An 18,780-nucleotide genomic window follows, 5' to 3' on the forward strand; every position below is an offset into this window, starting at 1 on the left:
TCCGTCGCGACCAGTATCGGAGTCGGCGCCGACAGCAACCACGTCACGATTCCGAAGGGGACAAAACATGTCTCAGCAGCAGCATTCCGTCTCCGTCCTCGGGCTGGGCCCGATGGGCCAGGCCATGGTCCGGGCCTTCCTGAAGGCCGGGTTCGAGGTGACGGTGTGGAACCGCAATACCGCCAAGGTCGACGCCATGGTGGAGCTCGGGGCCAAGCGGGCGGCCACCGTCGCCGAGGCGCTGGCCGCCAATGAGGTCGCCGTCCTCAGCCTCACCCACTACGCCGCCATGTACGACGTGCTCGGCCAGGCCACCGACCACCTGCCGGGCAAGGTCATCGCCAACCTGTCCTCCGATTCCCCGGAGCAGGCCCGCGCGGGCGGCAAGTGGGTGCGCTCACACGGTGCGCAGTTCATCGCGGGCGGTGTCATGTCGGCGGGCGACAATATCGAGCACCCCTCGTCCTACATCTTCTACAGCGGTCCCCGCGACGTGTTCGAGGCGCACGTCGAACTGCTCACGCCGCTGAGCCCGCCGGAGTACCTGGGCGAGGACGACGGCCTGTCGCAGATCTACTACCAGGCCCTGCTCACCGTGTTCCACCCCTGGATGCTGGCCTACGACCAGGCGCTGGCCATGATCGACCGCTCCGGCCACGACATCGCCCAGTTCCTGCCCTACGCGGTGCGCGCCGCCGGTGCCTACCCGTTCTTCATGGAGGAATTCACGCACGCTGCCCAGCAGGGTGGTGTGGGCGACCTCGCCGCCTACCGCATGATGGACGCCGGAGCCCAGCACATCATCGACGCCAGCGAGGAGGTCGGCGTCGACGCCACCCTCTCGCACGTCTCGCAGGGCATGTGGCGCAAGGCCATCGAGGTGTCGGAGCGAGCCGGGCACGCCGTACCGGTGTTCCGCATCATGAAGGGCGAGAACGACTGACCGCGGTCGGCGGGCCACGGCCGGTCACAGTGGGATGCCCGCCGTCCGGGCGCGGATTCGGACGGCGGGCCGGTCGTCGCTCAGGCGGTCTCGGAGCCGAGGCGGGGGAATGGGGCGGTGGAGAAGATGACCTCCACCGGCACCTCGAAGTACCGCGCGAGCCGCAGCGCCAGGTGCAGGCTCGGGCTGTACTCGCCACGCTCCAGGTAGCCGACCGTCTGGTAGTGCACGCCCAGCGCCTCGGCCAGTTCCCGGCGGGAGATGCCGCGCTCGGCGCGCAGCATGGCGATCCGGTTGTAGATGACCTCAGTAGGCACGCTGCAGCGCTTTCTCCCGGCGAGCGGCCAGATTCGCGCCCGATTCCCGGCGGGCCATGCGGCGCAGCACGATCGGGGCGATGAGCAGCCCGGCCACGGTCCACGCGCCCAGGACGGCGGCGGTCTCCCAGTGCCGCCACGAGCCCGCGATCTCGACGGCCACCGCATCGTCCGGCAGCATGGCCGAACGCATGCCCAGACCCAGCCAGTAGATGGGGAACACCTGCGCCGCCCCCTGTACCCAGCCGGGCAGGGCGGTGATCGGATAGAAGACACCGGAGATCGCCACGAGACCCATGATGGGCAGTGAGAGGAAACCCATCGAACGCGGGCTCTCGAACGCCGAACCGATGATGGCGCCCAGCGGCAGCGTGGCCAGCAGGCCGAGGGCCATCACCCAGAGCAGGGTGAGCCAGCGCCCCGCGGAGTTGAGTTCCACCCCGCCCACCAGGATGGCGCCGAACACCAGGATCACCGCCACCTGGACGACCACCTGGCCGGAGGTGGTGAGGATCTTGCCGATCAGGTAGCCGACCATGCCGTTGGGAGTGGCCTTGGCGCGCAACAGCGTTCCGTCCTCGCGCTCCAGCGCCAGATACTGCGCGATCCCGAACAGGCCGGTGAACGCCAGCAGCATGCCGAGGACGCCGGGCAGGGCCAGCGAGCCCAGGCCCAGGCCGGTCGCCTCGTAGCTGCCGTCGCGCATGAAGTACAGCGCCGCCAGGGTCAGCACCGGCCAGAAGAACGTGGAGAACAGGTCCATGCCGTTGGTGAGGGACTGGCGCAGTTCGATCCAGCCGCGCTGGACGCCCGCGCGCACCGCCGCGTTGACGGGTTCGGTCCGGTTCATCGGGTGACCTCCTCCAAGCTGTGCACGTCCGCTTCGCCCCGCCCGGATTCGACGCGTCGCACCAGGGTCATATAGGTGTCTTCGAGGGAGGCGCGGCGCACCTCGAGTTCCCCGATGGCCTCGCCGTACTGCTGGAACAGCTCGTAGACGAACTTCGTCGACTCGGTGGTGGTGTGGACGAAGCGCTGACCGTCACGGGTCCAACGGATTTCGGCCTCGCCGGCGATGCGGCGGGAGAGCTGGTCGGCCGAGCCGTCGGCGATGATGCGCCCGCCCGCCAGGATCAGGATGCGGTCGGCCAGCTTCTCCGCCTCGTCCAGATCGTGGGTGGTGAGCAGGATGGTGGTGCGGTCGTCATCGGCGAGACGGTGCACCAGGTCGTGGAATTCGCGCCGGGCCTGCGGGTCGAAGCCCGCCGTCGGCTCGTCCAGGAACAGCAGTTCCGGGCGGCCGACAATGCCGATGGCAACGTCCAGGCGGCGCCGCTGGCCGCCGGACAAGGCCATGATCTTGGCGTCGGCGTGTGCGGTGAGGCCCACCGCGGCGATGAGTTCGTCGGTGTCCCAGGGTTTTCGGATGTCGGGGGTGGCGTAGGGGGCATAGAACATGCCCAGGTGGTCGAGTAGTTCCCGCACCCGCCACTTGCCGTGGTCGCGCCAGGATTGCAGCACCACCCCGAGCCGTGCCCGCCAGGCTTCGTCGCCGTGCGCGGGGTCGGTGCCGAGTACCTCGGCACGGCCCGCCGACCGCATGCGAAAGCCTTCCAATATCTCGATGGTGGTGGTCTTGCCCGCCCCGTTCGGTCCGAGCAGTACCAGCACCTCCCCTCGTCGTGCCTGGAATGTGACGTCTTGGAGCACATCCCGGGTGCCGTAGCGCATGCGCAAGTTCTCGACGTCGATCGCGACGCCGTCGGCGACAACCATAAGACCTTCTCAGTAGTAGAAGCCGGATAGTATGTAGCATATCTACTACATCCCGCCGTGCGAAAGCTACCGCTTTTCGATCCGTGGGAACGGCAGCGGCCCCGTGACCGTCCGGTCACGGGGCCGCGTTCGATGTTTGGCGGTTCAGCGGGTACAGAGGTATTCGATCGCGGCGGCGTAGCCGCGAATGCCCATGCCCGCGATGACGGCGGTGGCGATGGGGGAGACGTAGGAGTGGTGCCGGAACTCCTCGCGGGCGTGCACATTGCTGATGTGCACCTCGACGATCGGGACCTCCGGGATGACCAGGGCATCGCGCAGCGCCACCGAGGTGTGGGTGAGACCGCCGGGATTGACGACGATGCCCGACTCGACCCCGCGGGCGGCGTGCACGCGGTCGATCAGCGCACCCTCGTGATTGGACTGGAAGGCCACGACCTCGCGGTCGAAGCGGGCCGCCGTCGCGCGACAGAGCGCCACCACGTCGTCCAGGGTGTCGGCGCCGTACACCTCGGGCTGGCGGGTGCCGAGCATATTGAGGTTCGGGCCGTTGAGCACGAGTATCGGGCCGCGGGATTCAGCCATGTTCGACACTGTATTGGAGTCTTCGCCGAGCCCGTCCATCAGCCGCGCAGACGCGTGGCATTCGAATCGGCGGGCAGGTCGGCGAGCCTGCGGACGGAACACGGTGACCGCTGCGGCGCGCGGGCGATCGTCGGGGGTCGGTCGAGTCGGTGCGCTCAGCGGGCGGGTGCTGCGGCGCGGCGCAGCCGATCGGCGAGTACGAGCGCACGGTCGCGGAATTCGGCCGGTTCCTCGATGGTGAACTCCGCGCCGAGCAGGCCGACCCGCAGGATCAGCCATTCGAAGGAGTCCACCCGAGTGGTGACGCGGCAGCGGTCCGGGCCCAGTGCCTCGATATCCCAGTCCAGATATTTGAGTGCGTCGGCGAGCTGGGCGGCGGGCGCGGCCACCGTGACCACCGCCCGATGCCGGGGCGTGCTCATCCCCGCGCGCACGTACTCGGTGGCCGAGCGGGCGGGCAGCGGGCGCGGCGCGAACTGCCGTGCGGTGCCGGTCACCTCGGCCATGCGGTCGATGCGGAAGGCACGCCAGTCGCCACGCTCGACATCCCACGCCACCAGGTACCAGCGCAATCGCAGGTGCACCACCCGGTACGGCTCGACGCGGCGATGCGACGCGGTGCCGTCGCGGCCGGTGTAGCCGAAGGTCAGGTACTCGTGCCCGGCCGCCGCGGCGCCCACGGTCGCCAGTACCTCCGGATCGACCGCGGGCGCGGACTGCGGTGCCGTCTCCACGGTGGCGCGCAGCGCGGAAACCCTGGGCCGCAACCGCTTCGGCAGAAACTGGTCGATCTTGCCGAACGCGCGATCCGCCGCCGCGCCGATGGTCGCGCCGCGATCGGTGGTCGTGCCGGGATCGGTGGCCGCGCGCCGATCGGTGGCTTCCCGTGGATCGGTGGCCGCGCTGTGGTCGGTAGCGCCGGTGTGGTCGGTGGTCGAGCCGCGGTCGGTGGCACCGGTGTGGTCGGTTGTCGCGGTGTGGTCGGCGGAGCCGGTGTGGTCGGTGGTCGCGCTGTTATGACCTCCGGCGGGGTCGGCGACGCCGGTGTGTCCGGCACCACGCCGGGTCGGTCCGGTCCCCTTCTCACGCAACGGTGCCGACGGCTCCAGCGGTTCCGTCGCGCCGAGCAGTGCCAGGCCGACCAGGGTCGCCACCGCCTCGTCGTCGTCGAGGACCAGCGGCGGCAGGGTGCGGCCCGCCGCCAGCCGGTAGAAGCCGCTGGGGCCGGGCTGGGTGGACACCGGATAGCCGTACTCGCGCAGCCGCTCCACATCGCGGCGCAGCGTGCGCGGGCTGATCTCCAGGCGGGCGGCCAGGTCGTGGCCGCTGAAGCGCCGACCGGTCTGGAGCTGGGCGAGCAATTCGAGCATGCGGCGGGTGACATCGGCCATGCCGCCATTCTGGACCCGATCGCGGTCAGAATCCGGCCGCAATGACTTCGAGCGTGGGGTCATGACCGCATTCGAGCAGCACCGCGTGATCAGCATCCGCGCCGCCCGCACCAACAACCTGCGCAGCGTCGACCTCGAGGTGCCGCGCAACAACCTGGTCGTATTCGCCGGGGTGTCGGGTTCGGGCAAGTCCTCGCTGGTCTTCGACACCATCGCCGCCGAGGCCGGATACCAGGTCAACGAGACCTATCCGCCGTTCGTGCGCAACCGCCTGCCGCGCTGGACCCGGCCGGAGGTCGACCACATCGAGGGGCTGTCGCCCGTGGTGGTCATCGACCAGCGGCGGCTCGGCGGCAACGCCCGCTCCACCGTCGGCACCATCACCGACGCCTACAGCTATCTGCGACTGCTGTTCTCGCGCGTGAGCGAGCCGTATGTCGGTGAGTCCAACCACTTCTCGTTCAACGATCCGGCCGGAATGTGCCCCACCTGCTCCGGGCTCGGCGATACCGTGCAGACCGCCGTGGAGCGGGTGCTCGACCTGGACAAGTCACTGGAACAGGGCGCGATCCTGTTGCCGGGCTTCGGAAACGGGCAGTACTGGTACCGGCAGTACTCGGACATCGGCTCGTTCGACCCGACCACCCCGCTGCGGGAGTGGACCGACGACCAGCGCCGCGCGCTGCTGTACGGCGGAGCCGCCGCCGCCCGCCTCGGCACCCGCCCGCCGCAGGACTACGAAGGCGTGATCGAGCGCTTCGAACGCGTCTACCTGCACACCGCGGACAATCTCTCCGAACGCAAACAAGCTGTGCTGCAACGGTTCACCGACACCCGGCCGTGCCCGGACTGCCACGGCGAACGGCTACGCGCGGCCGCGCGCACCGCACGCGTGCTCGACCGCACCATTGTCGAGATGAGCCGCATGGAGATAGCCGAGCTGGCGGAACTGATTCCGGGCGTCACCGCACCGAGTGTCGCGCCGGTGGTCTCCGCCCTGGCCGAACGGCTGCGCGCCCTCACCGCCATCGGCCTCGGCTACCTCAGCCTGGCCCGTCCGACCACCACGCTGTCCGGCGGCGAGTCGCAGCGCATCAAGACGGTCCGGCACCTCGGCAGCAGTCTCACCGAAATGCTGTACGTCTTCGACGAACCCACCACCGGACTGCACCCCTACGATGTGGAATCGCTGACCGGTCTGCTGAAACAGTTGCGGGACAAGGGAAATACCGTGCTCGTGGTGGAACACGATCCCGATGTCATGCGGATCGCCGATCGCATCGTGGAGATCGGGCCGGGGGCGGGCACCGCCGGGGGAGAGGTGGTGTTCGAGGGCTCGTTCGCGGACCTGCGCGCCGCCGACACCCCGACCGGACGCGGACTGCGCACCCGCCGCGCGCCACGCGGGCACCGCGTACCCACCGGCAAGCTGCGCGTCGAGAACGCCACCCGCAACAATCTGCGCGATGTGTCCGTGGACATTCCGACCGGCGTGCTGACCGTGCTCACCGGCGTGGCCGGGTCGGGAAAGTCCAGCCTGGTCGCCGAACTGGTACGCCAGCATCCCGCCACCGTGGTCGATCAGCGCCCGGTCACCACCAACCGCCGCTCCACCCCGGTCACCTACACCGGCATCGCCCCGGCCGTGCGCAAACTGTTCGCCGCGCGCAACGGCGTGCGGCCCACCCTGTTCAGCGCCAACTCGGCAGGAGCCTGCCCGACCTGCAGGGGACTCGGCGTCGTCTACACCGACCTCGCCTTCATGGACGGCCAGGAGACCGCGTGCGAAACCTGCGGCGGCCGCCGCTTCACCCCCGAGGTGCTCGCCTACACGGTCGACGGCCTCACCATCGCCGATATCGACGACCTCACCATCGACGAGGCCGCGGCCCGGCTGCCCACGGCGGCCATCACCCGCCCGCTGCGCCACATGGCGGCGGTCGGCCTCGGGTACCTGCGCCTCGGCCAATCCCTCACCACCCTCTCGGGCGGCGAATGCCAGCGATTGAAGATCGCCAAGGAATTGGCGACCCGCGACGCCCACACCCTCTACGTCCTCGACGAACCCACCACCGGCCTGCACCTGTCCGATATCGACACCCTGCTCGCCGTCCTCGGCACCCTCGTCGACCAGGGGAACACGGTGGTCGTCATCGAACACAACCTCGACGTCATCCGCCGCGCCGACCACGTCATCGACCTGGGCCCCGGCCCCGGCCGCCACGGCGGACACGTCGTCTTCGAAGGCACGCCCGAAGACCTGAGCCGACACCCCGACTCGAAAACCGGTCTCGCCCTGCGCGATTGATCACATACGCTCGGGCGCGACGGTGCACCGCCGCTGCGGGGGTGCGCTCCCACCGGGATCGTGCGCTCCCGCCGCGAGGGGTGCACTCGCGCCGCTCGAATGCTGCCGCCGCGATGGTGCGCCGCCGCCACGGCACCAGTGCGCCGCCGCCACGGCACCAGAATGCCACCAACGACCGCCGTAACCACCGGTCTCCGATCGCGCGGTATGTGGCTCGCGGAGGCCGTCTTCTTCGGGCGACCACGTGTCGTCTCGTGACCACCTGCCCTGCTTGCGGCCAAGAGTTCTCGTTCGTGGTCACGCGGCAGCGGTCACTGCCGGAGCGCGGGGTGGTCCGCCACGGCCTACAGGTCACGCGGGCCTTCCGCGCTACAGGTCACGCGGGCCTTCCGCGCGCAGTTCGTCCACCTTGCGCATGGCATCGCGCAATTCGGCCAGCCACGTCTCCGCGTGCCGGCCCGCGAGTTTGACCGTCCACGCCAGGGCGTCCGACCGGGAGCGCGCCACACCGGCGTCGACGAGGGTGTCGAGCACCTTGCGTTCGGGCTGGCGCAACCGCGTCATGACCGGGGCCGCCACGTGGGTGAACATAATGCGCTCGTCGCCGACCCGGACGCCCCAGGAGACGGTGCGCCCGTAGCGGTGCTGCGCCTCGGCGGCGATCTGCATGCGGGCCGGGCGGGTTGTCTCCCGGAAGCGGGCGACGAGTCCCTCGCGGGTCGCCCGGGGCACCTCGGCGACACCGGACGTGGCCGCCGCGTCGGCCCCGGGGGCGGTCGAGCCCCTGTCTGCGACCTCGCTATCGGTGGCGCGCGCCCCGGTGTCCTTGCTTCCGGTGTCCTTGCTTCCGGTGTCCTTGCTTCCGGTGTCCTTGCCTCCGGCGTCCATGCTCCGGGTGTCCTTGCCTCGGGTGTCCTTGTTCCCGGGGTCGGCGGCGCTGCCGGTTGCGGCGTTGGACTCGGTACCGCCGGCGTCGGCGGCGGTGGCCTCGCCCGCGCGGGCCGTCGGCGGCGCGTCGGCGGCGTCGCCGCGGGGGAGCGGTAGTTCTCCGATCACGACGATCTCGTCGCGGTCGATCTCGAGGGTTGCCGGTCCGGTGAACCACTCGGAGGGCAATCTTCCAGCGAACCAATCGGGGGCGTCCGCGGCGTCCGGGAGATCGGCCTGCTGCCACCCTCCGGGACGTCCGAATCCACGTCCGCGCTGTCCGTACTTCATGGCGGTCACACTCACTTACTGCCTGGAGCTGTAATGCTGATTACAACGTTACAACGGTTGTGGTGTCGTGGATTCTGCTCTCGGAGAACGTGATAGAACTGGGGCCGGAGGGTTGGTGATCTTGCCGAATGGGTACCTCGGCACAAGAACCAATCGGTCGGTCATACGCGTTCGGAGGTGGAAGCCGTTGACGGCCCGCCCATCCGACAATCGATGCCGCATGGCCGAAATCGGCACTATGGTGGTGGTGCTCGGCATGGCACGCCAGACGTGAAGGTGGCACCGCGGGCAATCGGTTCGCGGTACCGTGGTCTTGTTGCTGAAGTGGCAAGAGTGAAGAGTGGGCGATATGGATGTGTGGGGATCCCGCCGCTTCCGGGTACGGGCCGCGATCGCGCTCGCGGCGGTGGCCGCCATTGCGATCGGGATGGGCTCGTGCGCGGTCCGCGAGCGGTCCAACGGCCCCGAGGCCGTGGTCGAGAAGTTCACCGAACTGCTCGACGCGAAGGACTACGAGGCCGCCGGTCGGCTGACCTCGTATCCGAACGGAGCTTCGGCAACCCTGAAGCAAGTATTCAGCGGCTTGGAGCCCGGCACACCCGACTACGAGAAGACCCAGTTCATCACCCTCGACGGCACCACCGGGCTGTTCAGCCTCACGGCGACCTGGACCTTCGGCGAGAACCAGGTCTGGAAGTACGACCTACAGGGCACCATCCGCAAGCTCAGCCTGGGCTGGCGCATCTCATGGGATCCCACCGTCGTCATGCCGCAGCTCGACAGCAAGCGCACCGTCCGGCTGGTGCGCACCTACGCCACCCCGTCGCCCAAGGTCGTCGACATCGCGGGCGCGCCGTTGATGACCGAGCAGGTCATCAACGTGATCAAACTCGACCCCGCCAAGACCGGCGACCCGGCGGGCTCGGCGCACGCGCTCGCCGCCGCCATCGAACCCGTCGCACCGCTCATCACGGGAGAATCGCTGCTGCAGGACCTCTCGTCCTCGCAGGGCAAGCCGATCGTGGCGGTCAATCTCCGCGAAGGCGATTTCAACATCCTGGAACCGCGCATGGCCGTCATTCCCGGTGTCGTCATGGAGAAGCAGCCCCGCCTCATCGCGGCCGACCGTCGCGTCTGGTCGCCCATGCTGGACTCGCTGCGCAAGGTGTGGCAGGACAACAACGACGAGCGGGCCGGATGGGGTGTGCAGCTCTTCGGCCCCGACGGTGAGTTCATCACCCAGCTCGCCGGGGAACAGGGTCCGCCCGGACCCGATATCGCCGCCACCATGGATCAGCGTTTGCAGCGGGCCGCCGAGGACGCCGTGGTGAGCTACTGGGGCGCCGCGTCCATCGTGGCCATCCAGCCGTCCACCGGCGCGGTGGTCGCGGTCGCGCAGAACAGCCAGGCCAGTGCGCAGGGTGCGGTGGCGTTCACCGGCCTGTATCCGGTCGGCGGCATGGTGGAGCTGTTCAAGAATCTGGCCGCCGTCGTGAAGAAGAAAGCGCCGCAGGACGTTTCGCTCGGTGACGTTTCCGAGGCGGCGAGCCTGCTCGGCGTCGGCATCGACTTCCAGGTGCCCGGACTGGACGAGGTGAGCGGTCGCCTGCCCGCGGCCGGGCGCGGTGAGCAGGTCAAACAGGGTGGCGCCGGGGACGCGCTGCTGGCCAGCCCGTGGGGGATGGCCATCGCCGCGGCCGCCATCGCCCAGGGACAGACGCCAAAGCCCATGATCGAGATCGGCACCCCCGCCACCGTCGAGGCCGAGCTGACCCCGTTCTCGGGCGAGGTCGCCGACCGGCTGCGCGGCATGCTCCGCGATGCCACCGGCGCACCGGAACTCGCCAGTCTGCACCGCTACCAGAACGTGAACGCCTTCGCCGCCACCGCGGGCACCAGCGGCTGGCTCATCGCCACCATGGGCGATCTGGCCTTCGCCGTGCACATCGACAATATCGACAGCGGCGACGCCACCGCCCGCATGGCGGCCCGCATGCTCCAGTCGCTGGCCAGCCCGGACACCGCCTAGCGGATCGGCCGCACGGTCGAGCGGCCCGGAACCGAATGGTTCCGGGCCGCGGCGGGTTTCGGAGAGCGTGCGGATCAGTTGGCGCGCAGCGCCTTCCGGGCGGCGCGCGGGCCGAGCAGGAACAGCGCGAGGGCGGTGGCCGCCACCAGGATGAAACTGAAGGCCGTGCCCTGGCCGCTGACCACGCGCAGCAGCATGCCGCCGACCAGCGTGGTCGCCCAGATGATCACACCCGTCGGCCACAGCGACCACCCGTCGAAACGCCGTACCGCCGTATCGAAATCGCGCTCGGACTGCCACGCGCACACCGCGAAGGCGATGGCCCAGCCCAGAATGAGCCCGGCCTCGAACGGCCAGGCGGTGTGCGCCAATCCCGTCAGAATCGACTCGTCGTGGCTGCTGCGCCCGATCGCGCAGAACAGGACCACCAGAACGGCATCGACGACGAACGGCAGCGGTTTCTTCACGCGCCACAGGGTAGTGCGCCCGGCGCGGGCCCCCGCGCAGGGACACCCGGGTCAGGCGGTGCCGACCTCGGGGTCCGGATGGTGGCGCTCGCTCACCAGCGGCGTGCGGCGCTGCTCGAACTCCTTCTCGTAGTCGGCGTCGTCGGCGTGCGGGGTGCGGAACAGGAAGGCGAAGACGATCCAGCCGACAACGGCCACCAGGATGAAGCTGACCATGCGATAGGCGAAGGCGGCGGCCACCGCCTGCGCGGCGGGCAGACCCGCGAACGCGGTGAGACCGTAGATGAGCGTGGCGTCCACGTAGACGATGCCGCCCGGCGCGAACGGAATCGAGCCCACCGCCTTCCCGGCGGCGAAGGCCAGCACCAGACCCGCCAAGCGCGGATCGGCCCCCACCGCGTAGCAGGCCGCGCCCAGACAGGCCACATCCGCGGCCCGGTGCAGCACCGCCCAGAACGCCACCCACACGCCGTCCCGGCGGCCCAGGTCCACCGACTCCAGCTGGCTCACGATCTCGGCGAGCTTGTCCTCGCCGCGGTCACCGGCGCGATGCCGAATCCGATTGATCACGTGCAGCACGCGCCGCACCACCGCCTCGATGGTGCCGGGATGCTTGGCCACGTAATTCCCGGCCCACACCAGCAGCACCACCGCGCCCAGCGACACGATCAGCTTCAGCGGCCCGACCCGGGCGCCCACCAGCAGCGCGCCCAGCACGCCCAGCAGCGCCAACCCGGACGCCGCCACCACTCCGGACATGACCAGCTGCCAGGAGGCCACGATGGGGCTCGCGCCCCAGCGCCGGGTCTGCCGATACGTGAACGCCGTCGAGAACACCTGCCCGGCGGGCAGCGTCAAAGCCATACCGGTGGAGCCGTACACCACCGACACCGATTTGCGCTGACTCACCCGCACGCCGCCCGCGTGCAGCAGTTGTTTCTGCACACGTCCGTAGCCGCTCATGGAAACCGCCTGCAACCAGATGCAGACGGCGACCCAGCCCCAATGGATTTCGGTGAGCTTCTGCCACGATTCCGACAGGCGCGGATACAGATATATGCCCTCGGCGATCAACAAAGCGACAAGTGCGGCACCAAGTACCCATTTCACCCACCAGAACCGGCGGCGTGTGCTACTCGGGGCCGTCACGCCGTCAGCCTAACGAACCGATGGCCGCGGCGTCTGCACTCATGTCGTCGCTGCTCTGCTTGGGCCAGGCCAGGCGCGTTTTTCTGCGACGGCCGCGCAACTGCACCTCCTCGCCCGTTTCCCAGTGCCGCTGTTCGGGATCGTCGGCGAAATACAGGGCGCTCGAGGAGGTGAGCACGCGTTCGGGGCGCTCTTTCGCCAGTTCCGTCAACCGGGCCGCCTCGTTCACCGGATCACCGATGACCGTGTACTCGAAACGATTTGCCGCGCCGATATTCCCGGCCACCGCCAAACCCGCCGAAACTCCGATGCCGATATCCAGACCCGGCACTTCCCGCAGGGCTTCGCGCAGCTCACGGGCCGCGGCCAGGGCGGCGGTCGGCGCGTCGGGACGATCCAGCGGCGCGCCGAAGATGGCCAGCGCCGCATCGCCGACGAATTTGTTGATGAGGCCGTGGTGCCGGTCGATGACGTCCACCACGATGCGGAAGAACTCATTGAGCAGGCTGACGACCTCGGTGGGCGGACGTTCCGCGGCGGTCGCGGTGGAACCGACCATATCCACGAACAACACCGCCACGAATCGGGTTTCACCACCGAGTTCGGTGCCGTACTCCAGGGCACGCCGGGCCACGTCCTCACCGACGTGCTGACCGAACAATTCCTGAAGTTCGCGGCGTTTGGCGGCTTCGTCCATCATGCGGTTGAAGCCGACCTGCAGCAGCCCGATTTCCGAACCGTCGAAAACCTCCACCTGCACATCTCGCGCCCCCTCCTGCACGCGGTCGATGGCCTGACTGAGCTGGCGAATCGGATCGGAAATACTCGACGCCGTGAGCATGGACAGCGCCAGCGCCTGCATGATCACCACACCGCACAGCAGCAGAATCGACACCGCCAGCGATTGCGCGGAGAACTGCACCCGCGAGGAGATCTGGGTGACGCACAGCAGCACAATGGCGATGACCGGCGCGAAGGTGCCCATTCCCCAGGTCATGGCCATCCGGGTGCCGACACCGGCGGTGAGCGTGTGGTCGAAGGTGCCGGTGGACAGCGCCTCGGCCGCCACCGGACGCAGAATCCGTTCCCCCAGCATGTAGGTGAAACCGAACACGATGGTGGCGGCCATGCATTCGGTCACGATCACCGCGGCCGCCAGCTCCGGCGCGCGCACGATGATCAGCGAGGCCAGCACGCCGCCGCCGAGCAGCCACAGCGCCAGATGCACGATCGACTGCCGCAGCGGCGCGTGCAGCGCCGCCATCTGCTCCTGACGACTCGGCGGGCCGCCGCGCATCTGCCAGCGCATGACCGGCCGCAGCATGAGCGCCGACGCGGCCAGGCTCAGAATGCCGCCGACCACGAAGACCGCGCCGGGAATCAGCAGCCCCGTCTCCCGGGTCGCCGCCGTCCCGCCCTCCGGCACCGGCAGCCCGTACTGGATGAAAGCCCACACCAGGACGGCACCGAACGCATTGGCCGCCAGCATGGATGCGAGGTACAGCGGCCAGCGGGTTCGCATGGTCTGTTTGACCGCTTCCAAGGGCGCTGACACGCTCACCAATCTAGCGCCAGCCCGCTGGTCCGCCTCCCCGTGCCTGCTGGGCCGCCTCCCCGCGACTTCGGCGCCCGGCCGAGAGCCGTTCACGGTGATGCGGGCGTGCCGTCGGTCGAGTGCCGACCCGATTCCGGGCGTACCCGATGAGTTACCCGCGCGTCTTTCGAGATCAGTTGTCACGTCGGCTGCTCAGGGGTGTGGCGTGGCGAGCGCGTCGAACAGTGCGGGTACGGCGCGAAGCGCGAAACGGACAGTAGGCTCGCAGCCGTGAGCGAGGGGCAGCAGGTGGCGGACGCCCGGACCCGGGACGGGGTGCGGCGGCGGGATGCCGAGGCTGTGCACCCGCTCGTGCGGCAGGCGTCGGAGTGGGCGTGGCGGCTGCTGATCATCTTCGCGGCGGTGCTGGCGGTGGCGTGGGTGGCGCACCGGCTCTCGGCGATCACCATTCCGCTTGCCATCGCGCTGCTCGGGGCGGCGCTGCTGTCGCCGCTGGTGGACTGGATGCAGCGGTTCGGGGTGCCGCGGTCCATCGGGGTGTTCGTGGCCCTCGCGGGATCGCTCGGACTGCTCGCCGGGGTGATGACCTTCGTGATCGAACAGTTCGTCATCGGCGTGCCGCAGCTGACCGACGAGTTCAAGAACAGCGTCACCGAGATTCAGGACTGGCTCATCAACGGGCCGTTCCATCTGAGCACCGAGCAGATCCGCAATGCCGGTGACACCCTCGTCAAAACCATCGAGAACAACCAGGACACGCTGACCAGCGGGGCGCTCACCACGGCCACGGCCATCGGGGAGTTCTTCACCGGAATCTTCCTGACCCTGTTCATCCTCATCTTCTTCCTGTACGGCGGCGAACAGATCTGGGAGTTCGCCACCCGGGTCATCCCGACCGCGCAGCGCGAACGCGTCCGCACCGCCGGACGGCTCGGTTTCGGCACCCTGACCGGATTCGTGCGGGCCACCGTGCTGGTGGCGGCCGTCGACGCCGTGGGCATCGGGGCGGGCCTGGCCATTCTGAGCGTGCCGCTGGCGCTGCCCCTGGCCTCCCTGGTCTTCATCGGCGCGTTCATCCCCATCATCGGATCCTTCATCGCCGGGTCGGTGGCGGTGTTCATCGCGCTCATGACCAAGGGCCTCGTCACCGCGCTCATCGTGCTCGGCATCACCATCGCGGTCATGCAGCTGGAAGGCCATGTGCTGCAACCGCTGCTGCTCGGCCGGGCCGTGCGCATCCACCCGCTGGCGGTGGTGCTGGCGATCGCGGCCGGAGTGGTGCTGGCCGGTATCGCGGGCGGTCTGCTCGCGGTGCCGTTCGTGGCGGTGCTGAACACCGCCATCCGATCGCTGCTGGCGGATTCCCCCGAGGAGCTCTACCAGGATCTGCACACCGGGAACCCGCGCAAACCGATGTTCAGCGCCGAACCCGATACCGATCCCAGTCCGCTCGAACTGTCCCCACCCGCACCGAAGCCATCCGGGCCCGACTCCGTGCGGAGCGATACCGGTGACCCCGCGGACTGACCTCGACCCCGGCTACGCCGCCGCCGCGCCGCTGTGGCGGGCGGCGCAGGTGTTCCGGCTGGTCACCCTGATCTACGCGATCGGACAGCAGGTCGCCTCGGTGCGCTACTACGAGCGGCCGGGCCTGAGCTGGGCGCTCATCGGCCTGATGGTGGTGTGGTCGGTCGGCTCCTCGGTGCTGCTGTCGCAATGGCTGGTGCGGGGCACCGCCGGGATGCGGACGGCGGTGGTCGTCGGCGATCAGGTGGTGGTGATCGCGCTCATGGCCGCCACCCGGCTGGTCGCGGACTACGACTGGTACCACGGCCACCAGACCCTGCCCACGACGCTGTGGGCCGCCAATGCGGTCATGTCGGCCGCCATCCGCTGGGGCCCGCTCGGCGGTATCGGCTCCGGGGCGCTGATCTCCCTGGTCAGCACCACCGTGCGGGCGCAGTGGGATGTGGACGTGTGGAAGGACGCCACCACCCCGGTGCTCGTCTCGGTCGGTCTGGCGATCGGCCTGGCCGCCAATACCGCGCGCCGGGCGCAGCAGCAGTTGCAGGAGGCGGTCCGGCTCAACGCCGCCACCCAGGAGCGGGAACGGCTGGCGCGCGAGGTGCACGACGGAGTGCTCCAGGTGCTCAGCTACATCAAGCGGCGCGGCGGCGAAATCGGCGGCCCCACCGCGGAACTGGCGCGACGTGCCGGGGAACAGGAGGTGGCGCTGCGAGTGCTCATCTCCGAGCAGGTGGTGCGCGCCGACACCGGTGGCGGGCAGGAGGATCTGCGGCCGCTGCTCACCGCGCAGGCGACTCCGCTGGTCTTCGTCTCCACACCGGGCGATCCCGTCCCGCTCGGGCGGCGGATGGCGCGGGAGGTGGCGGCCGCCGTCGCGGCGGCGCTGTCGAATGTCGCCGCGCACGCCGGACCGGGCGCGAAAGCCTATGTGCTGCTGGAGGACACCGGCGGCGAAGTGATCGTGAGCGTGCGCGACGACGGTCCCGGCATCCCCGAGGGCCGCCTGGTCGCCGCCGAAGCCGAAGGGCGGCTCGGGGTTTCGCGCTCGATCATCGGCCGGATCGCGGCGCTGGGGGGTACGGCGGAGCTGTTCACCGACGCCGAGACCGGAACCGAATGGGAATTCCGGGTGCCGCGCGACCACGAGGCCCGACAATGAGAGGCGACACGGGAGGCGACATGGCGGAAAACGCCGGAGAGAACCGTATTTCGGTCATGGTGGTGGACGACCACCCGATGTGGCGCGACGGGGTGGCCCGCGATCTCACCGAGGCGGGATTCGACGTGACCGCCACCGCCGAGGGCGTGGCCGCCGCCGCCCGGCGGGCCGCGGCCGTCCGCCCCGACGTCGTGCTCATGGATATGAACCTGCCCGACGGCAACGGCGCCACCGCCACCGCGGAGATCCTGCGCGTCTCGCCGCGGAGCCGGGTGCTGGTGCTCTCGGCCTCGGCCGAACGCGACGACGTGCTCGACGCCATCAAGGCCGGAGCGCTGGGCTACCTGGTCAAAAGCGCGTCCGCCGCCGAACTCGCCGATGCCGTGCGCGCCACCGCCGCGGGGCAGGCCGTCTTCACCCCCGGCCTGGCCGGGCTGGTCCTCGGCGAGTACCGCCGCATCGCCAGTGCGCCGCCCGCCCGCGACGAGCCGCACCGGCCCGCCCTCACCGAGCGGGAGACCGAGGTGCTGCGCATGGTCGCCAAGGGGCTGTCCGCCAAACAGATCGCCAACCGCCTGCACCTCAGCCACCGCACCGTGGAGAACCATGTGCAATCCACGCTGCGCAAACTCCAGTTGGGGAACCGGGTCGAGTTGACGCGCTACGCCATCGAGCAGGGGCTGGAGTAGCACATTTCTCAGGGATTGCCCTGATGCGCGGCGGGCCCCACCGCCGCTAGCCTCGATGGCATGGGTGGTCCTGAAGCGGTTTCCAGGGCGGGTGCCGAGCACGTGGTGGGCGACCGGGACCTGCGGGTGTCCGATGCCGAACGCGAGCACGTGGGGCGGCTGCTGCAACGTGCGGTCGGGCTCGGCATGCTGTCGCTCGGCGAGTTCACCGAGCGCATGGACACGGCGCTGGCGGCCAAGACCCGCGGCGAGCTGAACGCGGTACTGGTCGATCTGCCGGGAATCCGGCTGGCGGGACAGCCCGCGCCGCGGCCGTTCCCGAGCCCGCCGCCCGCCGCGCCGTACGCGCCGCCGCCCACCGTGCGGCCCGTCCCGAATACGGCCGGGGGGAACATCATCCGCGCCCGCATGTCCGGCGTCACCCGTAAGGGCCGCTGGCAGGTGCATCCCACACTGCTGGTGGACAGCTTCCTCTCCGGTGTGACGCTCGACTTCACCCAGGCCGTGATGTCCACGCAGGTGGTGGAGATCCGGGCCGACATCAGCGGCGGCTCGCTGAATCTCGTCCTGCCGTCGGAGGCCACCGCCGATCTGAACGGGCTCGAACTCATCGGGTCCGGCGTCACCAACAAGGTGCACACCGGACCGCCAATGGGGCCGCTGCACCTGGTCGTGCACGGCCGCATCCGCTTCGGTTCGGTCACCGCCAAGCATCCGCTCTCGGCGCACTGGAAGAAGCTCATGGGTATGTGATTCCGGCTGTGATTCCGGGCAACGCCGTGCGCCACCCCGGGCGCGGCGCACGCGCGGTATCGTCGCGCCCATGGTGGTTCACGGCTCGGTCGACGCGATTCCGGCACCCGAACCGAGACTGCGGGCCGGGCGCGGGACGCCGGTGCTGCTGCTGCACGGCTTCCTGCTCACCTGGCAGTCCTGGGGCGCGGTCATCGACGACCTGGCCACGGACCACGACGTACTCGCCCCCACCCTGCCCGGCCACTTCGGCGGACCGCCCGTGCGACAACCCGCCACCATTCCCGCACTGGTCGACCACGTCGAGGCCATGCTCGACGAAGTCGGTTGGCGCACGGCGCATCTGGTGGGCAACTCGCTGGGCGGCTGGATCGCCTGCGAACTCGCCGCGCGCGGTCGCGCCACCACCCTCACCGCCATCGCGCCCGCCGGATTCTGGCCCGACCGCCCCACCGCCGAAACCCTGATCCGCAAGTTCCGCTCGTTCGGCCCGCTGGTCGGCCTCAACACCCCCGACGGTCTGCCGGTCATGCCGAATATGCTGCGCAGCTTGCTGATTCCGCTACTGGCCCATCAGCCCGCCGTCGTCCCCAACCGCCTCGCCAACGCCATGGCCGCCACGCCCGCGCACTGCACCATCATCAAGGACCTGGCCGAAGACCCCGCCATCCCAGCCGGTTTCACCGAACTCGCGGAGCTGGACCTCCCGATCACGATTCTGCGCCCCGAACACGACCGCATCATCCCGCCCCACTTCTACGCCCCCGACGCCTTCACCGGCCACCCCACCCTGCAAGACCGCCCGCTCCCCGGCGTCGGCCACGTCCCCATGCTCGAGGCCCCCACCCTCATCGCCACCGAAATCCGCAAGTCCATCGCCCGCGTCTGAGCGCGCTTCACCGCCACGTCGTCGG

Annotated in this window: 16 protein-coding genes and 2 pseudogenes; 8 read left to right on the forward strand and 10 right to left on the reverse strand. The window is 69.6% G+C overall.

All coding sequences use genetic code 11. From position 1 onward, the window contains the following. Positions 1-67: 67 nt before the first annotated feature. Complete coding sequence (locus tag QMO76_RS29960) at positions 68-943, forward strand: NAD(P)-dependent oxidoreductase (protein ID WP_306364706.1); 876 nt, start codon at positions 68-70, stop codon at positions 941-943. An 80-nt stretch (positions 944-1,023) separates the two neighbouring features. On the opposite strand, the gene QMO76_RS29965 is transcribed toward QMO76_RS29960, so the two are convergent. The 5 genes from QMO76_RS29965 to QMO76_RS29985 all read right to left on the reverse strand — a co-directional run bounded on the left by QMO76_RS29965 (position 1,024) and on the right by QMO76_RS29985 (position 5,012). Next, positions 1,024-1,260 carry a helix-turn-helix transcriptional regulator gene (locus tag QMO76_RS29965; RefSeq protein WP_306364707.1) on the reverse strand — a complete coding sequence of 79 codons (237 nt, stop codon included), beginning with the start codon at positions 1,258-1,260 and terminating at the stop codon, positions 1,024-1,026. Beyond that, positions 1,250-2,110, reverse strand: a complete 861-nt coding sequence (locus QMO76_RS29970; RefSeq protein WP_306364708.1) for an ABC transporter permease — start codon at positions 2,108-2,110, stop codon at positions 1,250-1,252. The genes QMO76_RS29965 and QMO76_RS29970 overlap by 11 nt, the downstream gene beginning before the upstream one ends. Beyond that, positions 2,107-3,036: an ABC transporter ATP-binding protein gene (locus QMO76_RS29975; protein WP_306364709.1), complete on the reverse strand. Its 930-nt coding sequence runs from the start codon at positions 3,034-3,036 to the stop codon at positions 2,107-2,109. The genes QMO76_RS29970 and QMO76_RS29975 overlap by 4 nt, the downstream gene beginning before the upstream one ends. 144 nt (positions 3,037-3,180) lie before the next feature. Continuing rightward, positions 3,181-3,621 carry a type II 3-dehydroquinate dehydratase gene (gene aroQ, locus QMO76_RS29980; protein ID WP_306364710.1) on the reverse strand — a complete coding sequence of 147 codons (441 nt, stop codon included), beginning with the start codon at positions 3,619-3,621 and terminating at the stop codon, positions 3,181-3,183. A 155-nt stretch (positions 3,622-3,776) separates the two neighbouring features. Then, positions 3,777-5,012 carry a YafY family protein gene (locus QMO76_RS29985; protein ID WP_306364711.1) on the reverse strand — a complete coding sequence of 412 codons (1,236 nt, stop codon included), beginning with the start codon at positions 5,010-5,012 and terminating at the stop codon, positions 3,777-3,779. 61 nt (positions 5,013-5,073) lie between these two features. Between QMO76_RS29985 and QMO76_RS29990 the strand changes: the two genes are divergently transcribed. Continuing rightward, a complete protein-coding gene (locus QMO76_RS29990) occupies positions 5,074-7,320 on the forward strand; it encodes an excinuclease ABC subunit UvrA (protein ID WP_306364712.1) in 2,247 nt (748 codons plus the stop codon). A 369-nt stretch (positions 7,321-7,689) separates the two neighbouring features. Here the strand turns inward: QMO76_RS29990 and QMO76_RS29995 are convergent. Next, positions 7,690-8,031, reverse strand: a pseudogene (locus QMO76_RS29995) (hypothetical protein); the annotation flags it as partial. A gap of 327 nt (positions 8,032-8,358) precedes the next feature. Beyond that, a pseudogene (locus QMO76_RS30000) lies at positions 8,359-8,538 on the reverse strand (hypothetical protein); the annotation flags it as partial. 349 nt (positions 8,539-8,887) lie between these two features. Between QMO76_RS30000 and QMO76_RS30005 the strand changes: the two are divergent. Further along, a complete protein-coding gene (locus QMO76_RS30005) occupies positions 8,888-10,567 on the forward strand; it encodes an NTF2-like N-terminal transpeptidase domain-containing protein (RefSeq protein ID WP_306364713.1) in 1,680 nt (559 codons plus the stop codon). 74 nt (positions 10,568-10,641) lie between these two features. Here the strand turns inward: QMO76_RS30005 and QMO76_RS30010 are convergent, their stop codons facing one another. The 3 genes from QMO76_RS30010 to QMO76_RS30020 are packed head-to-tail and all read right to left on the reverse strand — an operon-like array spanning position 10,642 to position 13,705. Beyond that, positions 10,642-11,034, reverse strand: coding sequence for a DUF3054 domain-containing protein (locus QMO76_RS30010; RefSeq protein WP_306364714.1), 393 nt, complete (start codon positions 11,032-11,034; stop codon positions 10,642-10,644). A gap of 51 nt (positions 11,035-11,085) precedes the next feature. Then, positions 11,086-12,183, reverse strand: a complete 1,098-nt coding sequence (locus tag QMO76_RS30015) for a YbhN family protein (RefSeq protein WP_306364715.1) — start codon at positions 12,181-12,183, stop codon at positions 11,086-11,088. Between the two features lie 4 nt (positions 12,184-12,187). Continuing rightward, entirely contained in the window at positions 12,188-13,705 is a 1,518-nt protein-coding gene (locus tag QMO76_RS30020) for an adenylate/guanylate cyclase domain-containing protein (RefSeq protein WP_306364767.1), read from the reverse strand. A gap of 303 nt (positions 13,706-14,008) precedes the next feature. Here QMO76_RS30020 and QMO76_RS30025 point away from each other — a divergent pair, with 303 nt between their 5' ends. From QMO76_RS30025 to QMO76_RS30045, 5 genes are all read left to right on the forward strand, one after another. Next, positions 14,009-15,265: an AI-2E family transporter gene (locus QMO76_RS30025; RefSeq protein ID WP_372342118.1), complete on the forward strand. Its 1,257-nt coding sequence runs from the start codon at positions 14,009-14,011 to the stop codon at positions 15,263-15,265. Beyond that, positions 15,249-16,424 carry a MacS family sensor histidine kinase gene (gene macS, locus QMO76_RS30030; protein WP_306364716.1) on the forward strand — a complete coding sequence of 392 codons (1,176 nt, stop codon included), beginning with the start codon at positions 15,249-15,251 and terminating at the stop codon, positions 16,422-16,424. The genes QMO76_RS30025 and macS overlap by 17 nt, the downstream gene beginning before the upstream one ends. A 20-nt stretch (positions 16,425-16,444) precedes the next feature. Then, on the forward strand, positions 16,445-17,113 hold the full coding sequence (locus tag QMO76_RS30035) for a response regulator transcription factor (RefSeq protein WP_306364717.1): 669 nt from the start codon (positions 16,445-16,447) through the stop codon (positions 17,111-17,113). A gap of 105 nt (positions 17,114-17,218) precedes the next feature. Then, positions 17,219-17,866, forward strand: a complete 648-nt coding sequence (locus QMO76_RS30040) for a DUF1707 domain-containing protein (protein WP_306364769.1) — start codon at positions 17,219-17,221, stop codon at positions 17,864-17,866. Positions 17,867-17,936: 70 nt separating this feature from the next. Beyond that, positions 17,937-18,755, forward strand: a complete 819-nt coding sequence (locus tag QMO76_RS30045; RefSeq protein WP_306364718.1) for an alpha/beta fold hydrolase — start codon at positions 17,937-17,939, stop codon at positions 18,753-18,755. The last annotated feature ends 25 nt before the right edge of the window (positions 18,756-18,780 follow it).

The organism is Nocardia sp. CC227C, assembly GCF_030767025.1.
Classification (GTDB): Bacteria; Actinomycetota; Actinomycetes; order Mycobacteriales; family Mycobacteriaceae; genus Nocardia.

Coding starts and splice junctions, on each gene's coding strand:
- QMO76_RS29960 (WP_306364706.1), top strand. CDS start 68: ATGTCTCAGCAGCAGCATTCCGTCTCCGTCCTCGGGCTGGGCCCGATG.
- aroQ (WP_306364710.1), bottom strand. CDS start 3,621: ATGGCTGAATCCCGCGGCCCGATACTCGTGCTCAACGGCCCGAACCTC.
- QMO76_RS30045 (WP_306364718.1), top strand. CDS start 17,937: ATGGTGGTTCACGGCTCGGTCGACGCGATTCCGGCACCCGAACCGAGA.
- QMO76_RS29990 (WP_306364712.1), top strand. CDS start 5,074: ATGACCGCATTCGAGCAGCACCGCGTGATCAGCATCCGCGCCGCCCGC.
- QMO76_RS30005 (WP_306364713.1), top strand. CDS start 8,888: ATGGATGTGTGGGGATCCCGCCGCTTCCGGGTACGGGCCGCGATCGCG.
- QMO76_RS30035 (WP_306364717.1), top strand. CDS start 16,445: ATGGCGGAAAACGCCGGAGAGAACCGTATTTCGGTCATGGTGGTGGAC.
- QMO76_RS29970 (WP_306364708.1), bottom strand. CDS start 2,110: ATGAACCGGACCGAACCCGTCAACGCGGCGGTGCGCGCGGGCGTCCAG.
- QMO76_RS29985 (WP_306364711.1), bottom strand. CDS start 5,012: ATGGCCGATGTCACCCGCCGCATGCTCGAATTGCTCGCCCAGCTCCAG.
- QMO76_RS30020 (WP_306364767.1), bottom strand. CDS start 13,705: ATGCGAACCCGCTGGCCGCTGTACCTCGCATCCATGCTGGCGGCCAAT.
- QMO76_RS29975 (WP_306364709.1), bottom strand. CDS start 3,036: ATGGTTGTCGCCGACGGCGTCGCGATCGACGTCGAGAACTTGCGCATG.